Consider the following 12,635-nt stretch of genomic DNA (forward strand, 5'->3'; position numbering starts at 1 on the left):
GTCGTGATATACGTAATCTTACCATCACTCCCAGCGTTCATATCGGAAAATACTATTGTAGTTGTTCATATTCTACATATTTGTGATTGATGAAGAATTTAAGGTATTGCTTATTAATCCTTATTTATTACGTGGTCTGGGTTATTGGGTAAGGTCATTAGTTTTTCTTTTAAAAAACTTGGTCTTATATCTAAGCTGTTTAATTCATCAAAACTAAACCATTTATATATTAGTCTCTTACCTTCTACCCCATTAAAGGAATGCTTCTGATTCAGTAACCTTGATTCCTTTTCAAGATTCACAAGGTATATTGTTGAAATCTCATAATACTGTTTGTCTCCAGATCTAAAGAAATTTTCTACCATCCATAGTAGTCTATTTATATAAATAATCTCGCCTAATTCTTCCTTAATTTCTCGTTTTATTGCACAGTCTGATGGCTCTAGCATTTGTACCCTACCACCAACAAGCGCCCAAAAATCATCATCTTCTCTTGTATGCAATAATATTCTTTTGCCGTCAGATATAACCCCACATGTCCTATAATTAAAAACAGTACTGTCGCTGTTATAGAAGGTAATATCCATATATTCTCCTCCCTTTTATCCAAAGTAATTTGGTTCACATTAAATTACTGTTGTTCAACAATATAAGAAAATTGTTCATTACCTTAATTCTTATTATCTTTGGTAATTTTCTTATGGTAAGTATAAGCACCAGCAAAAAAACAAATACTTGCAATTGCATATAAAACTGGTACGAGAATAAATTGATTACTTTATAATGTTATAATAGTGCTTATTATTAAACAAAATCCAGCAAGTAACGATAGGTTTCGAGAACGTCTAAAATTCTTCATAAAATCCCCCTCAAATTTTGTTGCATAATATTTTACTGTTATTCAACTTTTAAATAATAGTGCGTAGATAAAGGTATATAACAAAGGAAATAACTCCTAAGATAATTCTTAGCATTCTACTTTTCTTGCTTATTGCCGTTTCAATAAATAATACAGCCGTCAATAAAATCCATATCCTTTCAATTAAAAATGCTCCCCAAAGTGTCATAATTGAAAAGCCAAATATAGGAAGCATCAAAATTAATGATACTATAAAAAGCACACCTAAATAGAATAATCTTGTCTTAAGGGAATATCGTTTATAATATGAAAATGCCAAGAAACATATATTAATTAACAACGGTATCCATTGAATAATCATGTGAGAACCCTCCACTTTGTTAAATTCCTAATTATTTTTCTTATTTTTATACCATCTATATATTTTATACGGAAACAGGTATGTAAAAAGTGAAAGTATTATTAAATCTATATCTCTCTAAGAGTTGGCACCTGAAAAAATATTGAGTGAATTACCATTTATTAATTTTATTCGATAAATCAATCAGAATGTCTTTTATAGCACTTCTTATAATAGGATTATGATGGCTTTCATATCTAATAAAAATTGGTATATACTTATGATTGCAAGTATTGCCTAATGCATATAAGGCATACTCAAGTAATTCAGGTTCTGACTCCAACTCGTCTATCCTTGTAGCTAAATAATCTAATGATTTAGTTGCATAGTCTCCTAACAATTGGAGAATATCCTCTTTAACTTCCTTAATATTAGTCAAAAACAAATGCTCTTGAAGAAGTATAATAATATCATCAAAATAAGGTAAATTATATCCATAATAGGGGTCGAGATATTTATCTAAACAAAATAATAAACTTCTTTTCTCTGCTTTATCTGTACCATTTAAAACTTTATTTACTGCTTCTATGCCACCCTTTACAATACAACTATGCTTATTTGTATATGTTACAAAATCAACCTTATCTTCGATCACTCAGCACACCTCGCATAAGTTTATGTTTCTTGTTCGTTTTATAAGCAAGAATGTTTATAATACAATATTATTTAAGAATATTTTACTGCTTTTTTTGATGCTTTTACTTGTCTTCTGCTCACGCCACAAGACTGTCTTTCATACTTACATTTTCTGCATATGTTACCCAATCCGTATTTTCCTTTTTTCTCTTCTGTAAAGTTTTCGATTGTAGCATCAATTATTCTTTTACAATAAATACACTGTTTTACTCTTCTATCTTCCATCTATATGAATCCCCTTACAAATATTTTTGCAATACATGGATTTATTCTCTAATTCTAAAATTCTTTAATTTTACATCATAAATAGTATTATATCGTTGTATATCTTAAATATAAAAAATAACTATAGCATATAAAGTTTTATGTTTTATTTTTATATTATAAAGCGATATACCCGTTACTATAACTTTCTATATCCATAAATAATAAATGCACCATTTTCCTCTTCATAAGGTATAGAATGCTTTTCTAAAATATCTATGAACATCTCTGTTTCGTCAACAATTTCACCATCAATTAAATATCCTCTATCTTTAATATATCTTGGTCTAACTTTTATCCATTCTATGTTAAATAACGGCAATAATAATTCATCATCCCAATTACCAGTATAGCAAACATCTTTATCAAATGGTTCTGGTTCATGAGTATCAGTTACACACTTTATTTCATATGGAGGTAGAAATGGTAACTTGATTACAGACCTTTGCAATTCAAGCCATTTAGTGTTATTCATAATAGAAGTCATACTTTTTTGTTCTAGGAGAAATGTTACCTTTTTCTTTAACTTTTTTATCGTAAATTCTACTTTATTACTATTCATTTCAATACTCACCTTCTTATTGATAAGTTTAATTCATATTTTCAATTTATTACATAAACATTGCTTCATTTAAATTTTATGAATGTATCGTTGTAATCCCATGGACAATACATAATTGAAAAAAATAAAATGCTAATAAGAAGAACCATTAAGTTACTTAAATCAAAGCTTGAAATAAATGCTATTAGACTTAGTAGGATTGTTACAATGTATCCATACATAAAAAACTTTCCAACAAAAGTAAAGAGCTTGCTTTTCTCTTCGAATTTGTCAATCCAAAATATTTTATGTAAAAGCATTTTTAATTTCATTACTATATTCATATATCTAATAACCTCCATAAATCAGATATGCGCCACTAGCCAGTGTAATTGCAGCAATGGCAACTAAACAAAGAACATAGAGAAAACCATATTCCAGTTGCAAAACTATAATAAATCCACATGCAAATTACTAACAATAGTGATATTTTAGATTCAATAGCAACTACTCTTTTAATTAAGTATATATTTTTTTCTGCCATTGATCCTAAATACATCATCAAAGCCAAAGGAAAAAATATAGCGAAAATTAAGGTAAATTATTCCAATGCATATCCCCCTTTGTTTTTTACACTCCACTAATTTAGCATGTTCTACTATCGTAACTCAATATGAGGAAGAAATGTCTTGTTCATATTGTTAGACACATCAAACTCCAAAATAATATTTAATCCTCAGGTCTCCAGTTGTTGTCTTTTTCTCTTCCACCAATTATCCAAGTATATTGATAACTAATGGAGGTAGTTGAAGTATCTGATGTCCCCCATAATATATCTATAAGAATACAAATTGCAGCTGCAAATTCAGGCTTTAATTTACTATTATAAAGAACTTCGTATCTATCTCCATCTCCTATTTTCCAATGGTCATGTGCTATTAAACCTTCTTGTTTATCGTTTAGAAATATGGAGTATTCTTCTCCAGTATGGCTATGTATGTAATACTTGTCATTATGAATTTCACATTCTATAGATGAGTCTATATTTTTTCCCCACCTATTTTCTTTAATAATCCCCTGCTTTATCCCACTTATATAGATGTTATAGGGACACGAAAAATAATCAAACCAACCAATTATTGGCACATAGGAAAGAATAAACTTTATTTTATCCTCCTGTTTTAATATACATACTTCTTGTCCATTTAAATCAGTTATGGTTATTTTTCTAAATTTAGGTGCAATTGTGCGATTAACTGTAGCTGTATACAGTAAATTACCGCTAATGTATATATTATATTTATAATTAAATCTTAATTTGTCTTGTTCAATTATTAGCCTCATCTTTACATCCTCTATTTTTATATAATATAATTATCAATTACCTTTAACTACAATATTAAAATCTATATATTACTTTTTAGACTATGAAAACAAATCTATAACTTTACACTTTTTAGGATCATGGGTACTTACCATTACTTTAATCAAGTCACCTTTAAATACCACATTGATGTTTGTTTAGCAGCATTAACAAGTGCAATTGGTATAAAAAACACTATTGTCATTAATTTAAGGTAGCTGCTACTGCATCTGGAACAATGTGTATTAACTATATCAAATTCATAGAAAGTCCATCCCTATACTTCTTCCTGCTCAACAATGTAAGAATATTGCTCCCAAATCTAATAAAATGCTCAGAATTTTTTTGTTTGTAAATATATTAAGTTAAATATAAAGTAATGCTCTATGGTATCTTTTGTGCTTTTAATCCAAGATTAGTATTAGGTAAATACCATATTATATATTCAGAAGACTCATCTATTTTTTTATATTCATGTTCAAAGTTTATAAATATATATTTGTTATCTAATTTATTAATAGCTGCAATATATTGTACATGCCTAAGACCACTTTGGTAAGTAAAGTCATTTGATTCGACGAAGCACTCTACTTTTGAATAATTTCTACTTAAAACATACGGTAAGTCTTTAGTCATTAATATAGCTTCATTAAAAGTAAAGCTTCCTATCCATATCCAAAAGGCAATAGTTGGAATAACAAGTAAGTAAACAACAGAAAGAAATTTATTTTGTCTTTCTCCTTCTTGCCTTAAATATAGCAAATTATTCATCAATGTAGAATTAGTATCTCTCTTTATTTTTTTTACATATATGATAGTTCCCAGTATTGAGACTATGATGCCTACAATTGATACAATTAAAACTAATAAAGTGTTTAAATATTTACCCCAAAAGAATATACGCTTTGATAAAAAAGCATATGAAAGCAGAAATAAAAATAAACATATTAGAGCTATCTTTTTCCATAATGAAAGCATAAGATTTCCTCATTTCAATTTAATCAAAAGAATAGTATATAGCAACTGCATCTCAACATTGTACAACTTGCTCTCTATTCCTGAGCTTGTTCTCTACTAACTCGTCCCCTAAATGCTCCAAAACCAAAGCAAACAATTGCAGCAATAATTACAATAATTTGATCTGATGGATTTTGTATTAAATACTTAAAATATTCATTTACTATAATTAAAATATCACTTCCCGTAATGTCAGCTCTTTCTGATATTATAATTGTTAAAATAATTGCAGCAGGTACTTGAATTAGGCATATTAATCCCATCAAAAATCTTATAATTAAACTAAATGATTGCTCTAAATAATATTTATTAAAACCTGCAATAATTAAAAAACATCCAAATATAGGTATCATTAAATAATTTTTCTCTAATGCATAAATTGTAACTCCATAGACAGCAGTTGTAATAACACAAAATAAAACTGCAGCAATTATTGCTTTAATTATGTTATTATCCAGCTCTTCATTATCCTCATCTAAACTTTCAATATTGATTTCATCCTCTATGTAAACCTTATTTAATTGCTCTCCTATAGTTAATAGTAATCTTTCATTATCTATTTCACTAAAAAACCTGAGTGGTATTTGAAAAGACTGTGGAGGAATGCCATATAGTGAGGTAAAGTTATTAGATATGGTCCTTTTCTTCTTTTTATTTACATCTTTCTCAAGTAAGATTGCGAGCATAGTATTGTTATTGTATTCATATATTTGTGCTTCATGAATCTCCCTCCAATAAGCCGTTTTAGATTTAAAAGGCATGGAAACTCTTATATATTCTTCTGTCATTTCTATATAAAACCTTTTCAAAATTCTTACAGCTATAAGTATATAAGCAAAGTAAAAACCTATTCCAAGCATAAACAGCCCCACAACTAATCCTAGGGCAAACTCTTCTTTCATAACAGTTACAAGCACAAAGATGCCTCCACCTGCTGTAAAGAGAGTAAGCAGCAAAAGTATAAGTTTCATATGCCACTTTAAGCTTGATTTTTGGTGAAACGGGATATTGTATTCTTCCATAATAGACCTCCATTAATGTAATTAATTTAAATTGTTTAAGTATTGCAGTTTTAATATTAGTAAGCCATAGCTTGTCTTATAATTTAAAAATTTCTAACAAAATTATGCAATATATTACAATTATATAAAGAATTGTTTCTAAATTCTACAAGCATTTTATACCAATTATATTCTTTCATATCTATAGTTTTATTATATTTAAAATTCCCCTCTTAAACTTTATATGTTCTGTAAAATACTGATACAGTAATATACAAAATATGTTATAATTTTCATATGAATCATAAAAGAGGATTTATATGCTAAAATGACTGCTTAATATAAGCAGCAATAAAAAAATAATTATATGGAGGTACTATGAGCGAGAATAGTTTATTTTCAGAATTTCCCCTTATTAAAACAAGTGAGATTTCACTAAGAAAAATAGAAAAATCAGATTTGGATGATCTTTACTCTATATATAGTAATAAAAACTTGTTCAAATATAGACCATCTGAAGCCAAAAAGAATAAATCTACTGTTGAAAATATGATTTCCCATTTTGAAAGAGATTTTAACAAAAGAAAAACAATCTTTCTTGGAATTTGTTTAAATGAAGATTTAAGCAAAGTTGTTGGAGTTGCTGAAATATTTGACTTTGATGCAAAAGTAAACATGGTGACCATCGGATATACTTTAAATGAAGATTACTTCGGAAAAGGTATCGCCGCTAAAACAGTAAAGGCATTACTTGATTATTTGTTTAATACTGTTGGTGTAAATAGAGTACAAGCCTATGTTATGCCAGATAATATAAAATCAAAAAATGTATTAGAAAGAAATGGTTTTACAAAAGAAGGAACCATAAGGCAGGGAGCAATTTGGACAGGAAAAGGTGTTGTTGATTTAGATTTGTATTCATTTTTAAAATCAGATTTATAAACAGTATAAATTTAAAGAGTAAAATAGTTTGTCTACCCTTGTTGAATATAATTTAATAATATATGTTCAGGTAAAGTAAACAAACTATTATGCTATTTATTCGAAACAATATATCTTTAATTAAAATTCATATTCTTCATAGAAGTTCTACATATCCTTCTTTTCCATTAATTCTTATTCTCTGTCCATCTTTTATTAATTTTGTAGCATTTTCAACACTTACCACTGCAGGCAGACCGTATTCCCTTGCAACAACAGCTCCATGAGTCATCATACCCCCTACTTCAGTAACCAAACCTTTAATTGATACAAATAATGGGGTCCAGCTAGGGTCAGTAAATGTTGTAACTAAAATATCTCCTTCTTCTATCTTGGCATCCTCCATCTTTAAAACAACCCTTGCACGCCCTTCAACAACACCTGATGAAACAGGTACTCCCGCTAAGGCACCTTCTGGTATTTTATCTGTATTATACTCACCAGTTATAATCTCTCCATCGGAGGTTATAACACGAGGAGGCGTAAGCTTTTCGAAAATTTCATATTCTTCTTTTCTCTTGGTTATTATATTGTAATCTAATCCACTTGTTTTAATAGCATCCTTAAGTTCATCAAAAGTTAGATAATATATATCCTCTCTATTTTGTATAACACCCTTATTAACTAAAATGTCCGCTTCTTTCATAAGTGCCTCTTTTATAATCCATTCATACCATATCAAAGTGTACTTGTTGAATTCACGGTAACCAACATAATTGCGTAAAACGCTGATTGCTTTCTTTGTCTTCTTAGCTTTTCCATTTCCACCAGGCAGCTTCTGGAGCCTCTTTAAAATTTCCTGCTCTTTCTTCTTTGCTTCCTTAAGTCCCTGCTCAAATTTAGCACTGTGTGCATTTGGGGCAAAAACTTTTATATTGCTAAGAATTGCTGGAATAAGTATAGTAGGATTTTCATTCCATCGAGTCCTTGTGATATCTATTTCAGCTGAACAACGCATACCATATTTTTTAAGAAATGCCTTAATTGAATCACTAACAGCTAGGCCTCCTTCTAAACTCATCAAATCCTCAAAAAAAGTCTCTTCCGTAGGATTTTCAAAATACTCGATTACTTCTGGATACTGCCTTACCACATCGGAAACATCCAAAAGCTCAAGTCCCATTTCAGATGTCACATTATTAGATACAGATTGAGCTAAAATATCAGCTACATTCTTTTCACCTAACCACTTTTCAATATTTTTATTTATCCAGTTAGATGCATAAGCTCCTGCAAAAACTAATCCATAGCTATCTAGTACAATATCTTTTATTTGATTCATACTCTTAAAAATGAAGCGGAATAGTTCATCCCCCGAAACTTTAGTAATGCTTTGCTCCACTTCCATCATCAAAGCCTTATTATTATTCATCTGCCTTTCAACAATAGCTGGATCGTTTGCTCTGTAGTCTTTTATGGTATCCCTTAGCCATTTAATCCCCATTGCCTTTGAAGGCATAGCTGTCTTTCCTTTATGAAGATTTTTGATGAAATCCTCTCGTTTCATTAAGTTAATAAGTGCATTTTTCATTAAAACATCTACTGTATCAAGACCTTTAATAAAAAGCTTACTTCTAAGGGGTGAGGAAATTTCACGGGATGCATCCATATACAACCTTCCACCCATTTCAATCATCCTATAGTTTACCATCTGCTCAAATAAATCTTGAAAGAAGGATAATCCCAGTGGTCTCATAGCTTCAGTCATCATCTGTCTATGCCCAAAGGAAATATACACATGATTCTTTCCATCATTAATTTCTGGCGGTATAGGATATAGCGTTGTGATAGGCCTGCTCTGAACAATATAGAAATTATTTTCATATAGACACCATTCTATATCCTGTGGACAGCCAAAGTATGCCTCAATTTTTCTGCCTATGCCCTCTAGCTGTAAAATACTATCATCTAAAAGAGTCTGAGTATCCTGCTTTGCATCTTCAAGTTCTTTCTCCTCTGTACCTCCATTTTCAGCTTTATAAATTGCCAGTTTCTTCTTAGATATCTTTTTATCAATTATTCTTCCTTCCCGTACTTTATAGATATCTGGATTCACTAGACCAGATACAAGGGCTTCTCCAAGTCCAAAACTTGCATCAATGGATACAACTTTTCTATTAGATGTTATAGGATCTGCAGTAAACATTATTCCTGAAGCCTGTGGGAAAATCATCTTTTGTATTACTACAGATAGATAGACCCTGCGGTGGTGAAAATTATTTTGTATACGGTAAATTACTGCCCTATCTGTATATAGTGATGCCCAGCACCTTTTAATATGCTTAAGTATCTCCTCTTTCCCTATAATGTTTAGATAGGTATCCTGCTGACCTGCAAAGGAAGCCAGCGGTAAATCTTCTGCTGTAGCACTTGAACGTACTGCATAGGCATTTTTTTCACCAAGCTTTGAAAGATGCTTTATAACTTCTTCCTCAATATCCTTTGAAATGGCTATTCCTTCTATTACCTCTCTAATTTTTTTGCTAAGCTTCCCAATTTCTTCTCTGTCATCTACCTTTAAAAGTGATAATTTATCTATTAAAACATTAAATTCCTCACTGCTTTCAACAATTCCTTTATATGCTTCAGTAGTTATACAAAAGCCATCTGGAACACCTATCCCCTGAATTTTGGATAGTTCCCCAAGATTGGCACCTTTACCTCCCACAACTTGAAGCTTTGATTTATCAATATCTTTAAAGTCTAATACATATGAATTCATACATATTCCTCCTTATAAAAATTGTTTCTAAGCAGGTCTATGAACTCCTCAAACTCCTTGAAAAAAGCCTCATAATCAACTTCTTTCCTGTTTGATATTTGATTCATATAACCCTCAGCGAGGCAAACAAGCATTTTCATAACCAGCTTTGGATCGATACCTTCCTTAAACTTGGAATAATCCATACCATCAAACGCAATTTTACTTCTAAAGCCTTCACTCTTTGCTAAAATAGTTTTTATATCTTCATTTACTTCCTCGTCAGCTTCAAAATACATACTTGTTAAAAATGCTGGAATTGCAGGATGTTTTTTCATAACTGAAATTTTAATATTAGCTGAAATCCTAATCCTTTCAAAGAAATCAGTTACTTTATAATCAAATTTTTCTTCAATCTCATTCATAATAGTGTTGCCGCATAGCTCAATTAAATAAAGATATAAAGCTTTTTTTGTACCAAAGTAATGAAACACCATGGCTTTAGAAATTCCCGCAGCTGAAGCTATATCGCTTACTGAGGTTTTCTTATAACCATTGGCAGCAAAGGACTTAAGTGCAGCATCTATAATTGTCTTTTGTTTATCTACAGGTAAATTAAAAAATTTCTCCATGGCTTTCACCTCTTAAAGTTTTTAAACCGAATCGGTTTATGATATTATCATTATATTCCCATAAACCGATTCGGTCAATACTGTTCTAAGAAAATATTTTTAGCTTTAAATTTAAACTTTAACATATAATAGAAAATAAAAATGGCTGTCTCATTAAGGAATGAAACCATAATATATTGTTTGAGAATTTAAAAATCTAATACAATATATTATAGTTTTCATTCTTGATGGACAGCTCCATATCAACATAATTTGCTACTTTGGTACAGGTGTTATTATATTAAAGTTTTGATTTATAGTATCTTGAAGGGATAAGAACATATTCCATTTGTTAATCTCCCCCTGTACTTTTATCTTTGAAGTATCTGGCTTTTCATTAGTTGTTGCCAGCTTATATAAAACTTCCTTTGGCATAGTAACGGTAACTTCAGCATCTTTTGAAAGCTTATCACTTATATATCTAAATATTCCTCGCTTAACTTCTGCCAAAGCTGCTTCATTTCTGTCTGGAATAATAAAGTTGATTTTATAATTTAGATCTCCAGCCTTTACCCCTTCTATTCGTATGCTAAGTAAGTAAAGAATATCCTTTAGAGGTAAATTGTTTAGCACATCCTCTGAAATAAATGAACCACTAACTGGAATAACTCCATAGCGTAATTCCTGCGCTCCCATTAGATATTCATTTCTCCAAGGACCAGATTCAGCAATATAGCCTAATTGCTCCAAAGCATCAGCGCAAATAAGCTTTGCCTCTCTATTATTTGGATTTGCATATATAACTTGTTTTGTAACCTCAGCAACCCACTGATATTCTCCGTCTATGAAGGATTTTTTAGCTTTCGTTAAAACAGCATCTTCTCCCCCCATATACTCTACATATCTCTTTGCTGATTCTTCTGGGAGTAACTTATTTAAATCTACTGGATTTCCGTTATACCATCCTAGATACCTTTGATACACTGCTTTTGCATTATGAATAACAGTTCCATAAAATTCACCATTGTACCATTCATCTGAAAGACTTCTTGGAAGCTTAACCATTCTTCCAACCTCTTCTATTGTATGTCCTTTATTTATAAGCCTCAAAGTTTGGTCATTTATATATTGATATACATCTCTTTGTTTTTCAAGATATTCAATGGATGCTTGATTTCCAAAACGAGGCCAGTTGTGAACTCCAAATACTGAAGTTAATGTACCTCCCCATAAATCAATTGCCTTTTGTATATTTTTTGCCCAAGCAACTGCATCTCTGACTTTAGCACCTCTTAAAGTTAATAAATTATGAATGGTTGCATTACAGTCTTCCGCAATACACAAGGAACGTTCACTTGGTATATATACAAACATCTCTGATGGTGCTTCAGTATCTAAAGCCAATTGAAACTCCATTTTAACTCCATCAATTATATATTCTGCATATTCCTCATTAATTTCATTAATATTTCTCGTAAAGGTTACTGTTCCAATTGATTGTCCCTTTCCAATACCATTATCTATCTGCCCCTTCTCACCTTTAGGCAATTCTACACCGTACATGTATATACCTCGGCGTGCCATTGCAACACCTACGTTTACATTCTCTTCTAAAGCTGAATCAACAAAATTTTTTGGAGCATAAATCTTAACATCTTCTTTTACAAAGCTATCTAGGACACCTAAAATTCCTCCATAATGATCTTCATGGGAATGAGTGATGATAACTGCGCTTATAGGAATTTGTCCAAAATAATCATTGACAAAATTTATTGCCGCTTCTGCCGTTTCTTTTGAACTTAAACAATCAATTATAATCCAGCCAGTATTCCCTTTAACAAATGTCATATTGGCAAAATCAAAGCCTCTAACTTGATATATGTCATCTGTAACTTTAAATAAACCAGTATTTAAATTTAAGTTTCCCTGCACCCAAAGCTTTGGATTAGTTGTGTAAGGTATGCAGTTATTATATAAAAAACTATACCTTCTTAAATCCCACACAGGAATCAATTGATCTTCGCTTTTAATTACAGGCAGGTTCCCATCAACAAGCATTCCTGTCTTTGCTAAGTTATTTTCAGTGGTTATTTTTCTCCAATTCATCTTTTTATATGTTTCTTGATTTATTAGCATAGTTTTGCAAGTGGCATTTTTTCTTAAATCACTGATCTTTCTCTCTTTGTCTTGGCTACCATTGGGCTCCATAAAATACCTCCATAAATTATCCTATCATGATAATTTATGAAGGTTTATATGTA

General features: G+C 30.6%; 13 protein-coding genes. 1 reads left to right on the plus strand and 12 read right to left on the minus strand.

The genetic code is table 11. The annotated features are described in order from the left end of the window. Positions 1 to 113: 113 nt before the first annotated feature. The 9 genes from BSD9I1_RS11370 to BSD9I1_RS11410 form a co-directional block, all read right to left on the minus strand. Positions 114 to 587, minus strand: a complete 474-nt coding sequence (locus BSD9I1_RS11370; protein WP_186430402.1) for an NUDIX hydrolase — start codon at positions 585 to 587, stop codon at positions 114 to 116. A gap of 321 nt (positions 588 to 908) precedes the next feature. Then, positions 909 to 1,220 (minus strand): hypothetical protein, encoded by a 312-nt coding sequence (locus tag BSD9I1_RS11375; RefSeq protein ID WP_186430403.1) that lies wholly within the window; start codon positions 1,218 to 1,220, stop codon positions 909 to 911. Positions 1,221 to 1,371: 151 nt separating this feature from the next. After that, positions 1,372 to 1,854 (minus strand): hypothetical protein, encoded by a 483-nt coding sequence (locus BSD9I1_RS11380; RefSeq protein ID WP_186430404.1) that lies wholly within the window; start codon positions 1,852 to 1,854, stop codon positions 1,372 to 1,374. Positions 1,855 to 1,925: 71 nt separating this feature from the next. After that, the gene (locus BSD9I1_RS11385) at positions 1,926 to 2,120 is read right to left on the minus strand and encodes a hypothetical protein (protein WP_186430405.1); all 195 of its coding nucleotides are present in this window, start codon (positions 2,118 to 2,120) and stop codon (positions 1,926 to 1,928) included. A gap of 178 nt (positions 2,121 to 2,298) precedes the next feature. After that, on the minus strand, positions 2,299 to 2,721 hold the full coding sequence (locus BSD9I1_RS11390) for a DUF6678 family protein (RefSeq protein WP_186430406.1): 423 nt from the start codon (positions 2,719 to 2,721) through the stop codon (positions 2,299 to 2,301). A gap of 65 nt (positions 2,722 to 2,786) precedes the next feature. Continuing rightward, positions 2,787 to 3,044 (minus strand): hypothetical protein, encoded by a 258-nt coding sequence (locus BSD9I1_RS11395; RefSeq protein WP_242966464.1) that lies wholly within the window; start codon positions 3,042 to 3,044, stop codon positions 2,787 to 2,789. 385 nt (positions 3,045 to 3,429) lie between these two features. Continuing rightward, positions 3,430 to 4,044 carry a hypothetical protein gene (locus tag BSD9I1_RS11400; RefSeq protein WP_186430407.1) on the minus strand — a complete coding sequence of 205 codons (615 nt, stop codon included), beginning with the start codon at positions 4,042 to 4,044 and terminating at the stop codon, positions 3,430 to 3,432. A 403-nt stretch (positions 4,045 to 4,447) separates the two neighbouring features. Then, positions 4,448 to 5,041 carry a hypothetical protein gene (locus BSD9I1_RS11405; RefSeq protein ID WP_186430408.1) on the minus strand — a complete coding sequence of 198 codons (594 nt, stop codon included), beginning with the start codon at positions 5,039 to 5,041 and terminating at the stop codon, positions 4,448 to 4,450. Between the two features lie 74 nt (positions 5,042 to 5,115). Continuing rightward, positions 5,116 to 6,102 carry a hypothetical protein gene (locus BSD9I1_RS11410; protein ID WP_186430409.1) on the minus strand — a complete coding sequence of 329 codons (987 nt, stop codon included), beginning with the start codon at positions 6,100 to 6,102 and terminating at the stop codon, positions 5,116 to 5,118. A gap of 357 nt (positions 6,103 to 6,459) precedes the next feature. On the opposite strand from BSD9I1_RS11410, the gene BSD9I1_RS11415 reads away from it, so the two are divergent. Further along, complete coding sequence (locus BSD9I1_RS11415) at positions 6,460 to 7,023, plus strand: GNAT family N-acetyltransferase (RefSeq protein ID WP_186430410.1); 564 nt, start codon at positions 6,460 to 6,462, stop codon at positions 7,021 to 7,023. A gap of 136 nt (positions 7,024 to 7,159) precedes the next feature. Here the strand turns inward: BSD9I1_RS11415 and ppsA are convergent, their stop codons facing one another. The 3 genes from ppsA to BSD9I1_RS11430 form a co-directional block, all read right to left on the minus strand. Further along, positions 7,160 to 9,784, minus strand: coding sequence for a phosphoenolpyruvate synthase (gene ppsA / locus BSD9I1_RS11420; RefSeq protein ID WP_186430411.1), 2,625 nt, complete (start codon positions 9,782 to 9,784; stop codon positions 7,160 to 7,162). After that, positions 9,781 to 10,395: a TetR/AcrR family transcriptional regulator gene (locus BSD9I1_RS11425; RefSeq protein WP_035305068.1), complete on the minus strand. Its 615-nt coding sequence runs from the start codon at positions 10,393 to 10,395 to the stop codon at positions 9,781 to 9,783. Before BSD9I1_RS11425 ends, ppsA begins: the two co-directional genes overlap by 4 nt. A gap of 255 nt (positions 10,396 to 10,650) precedes the next feature. Beyond that, the gene (locus BSD9I1_RS11430) at positions 10,651 to 12,582 is read right to left on the minus strand and encodes an alkyl/aryl-sulfatase (RefSeq protein WP_186430412.1); all 1,932 of its coding nucleotides are present in this window, start codon (positions 12,580 to 12,582) and stop codon (positions 10,651 to 10,653) included. Positions 12,583 to 12,635 lie beyond the last annotated feature (53 nt).

The sequence above is a fragment of the Clostridium sp. BSD9I1 genome (assembly GCF_900185645.1).
In the GTDB taxonomy this organism is placed as follows: domain Bacteria; phylum Bacillota; class Clostridia; order Clostridiales; family Clostridiaceae; genus Clostridium_AK.

What these genes read in the sequence shown, in the direction of transcription:
- BSD9I1_RS11370 (WP_186430402.1), bottom strand. Translation starts at nt 587, where the DNA reads ATGGATATTACCTTCTATAACAGCGACAGTACTGTTTTTAATTATAGG.
- BSD9I1_RS11375 (WP_186430403.1), bottom strand. Translation starts at nt 1,220, where the DNA reads ATGATTATTCAATGGATACCGTTGTTAATTAATATATGTTTCTTGGCA.
- BSD9I1_RS11385 (WP_186430405.1), bottom strand. Translation starts at nt 2,120, where the DNA reads ATGGAAGATAGAAGAGTAAAACAGTGTATTTATTGTAAAAGAATAATT.
- BSD9I1_RS11390 (WP_186430406.1), bottom strand. Translation starts at nt 2,721, where the DNA reads ATGAATAGTAATAAAGTAGAATTTACGATAAAAAAGTTAAAGAAAAAG.
- BSD9I1_RS11395 (WP_242966464.1), bottom strand. Translation starts at nt 3,044, where the DNA reads ATGAATATAGTAATGAAATTAAAAATGCTTTTACATAAAATATTTTGG.
- BSD9I1_RS11400 (WP_186430407.1), bottom strand. Translation starts at nt 4,044, where the DNA reads ATGAGGCTAATAATTGAACAAGACAAATTAAGATTTAATTATAAATAT.
- BSD9I1_RS11405 (WP_186430408.1), bottom strand. Translation starts at nt 5,041, where the DNA reads ATGCTTTCATTATGGAAAAAGATAGCTCTAATATGTTTATTTTTATTT.
- BSD9I1_RS11410 (WP_186430409.1), bottom strand. Translation starts at nt 6,102, where the DNA reads ATGGAAGAATACAATATCCCGTTTCACCAAAAATCAAGCTTAAAGTGG.
- BSD9I1_RS11415 (WP_186430410.1), top strand. Translation starts at nt 6,460, where the DNA reads ATGAGCGAGAATAGTTTATTTTCAGAATTTCCCCTTATTAAAACAAGT.
- ppsA (WP_186430411.1), bottom strand. Translation starts at nt 9,784, where the DNA reads ATGAATTCATATGTATTAGACTTTAAAGATATTGATAAATCAAAGCTT.
- BSD9I1_RS11425 (WP_035305068.1), bottom strand. Translation starts at nt 10,395, where the DNA reads ATGGAGAAATTTTTTAATTTACCTGTAGATAAACAAAAGACAATTATA.
- BSD9I1_RS11430 (WP_186430412.1), bottom strand. Translation starts at nt 12,582, where the DNA reads ATGGAGCCCAATGGTAGCCAAGACAAAGAGAGAAAGATCAGTGATTTA.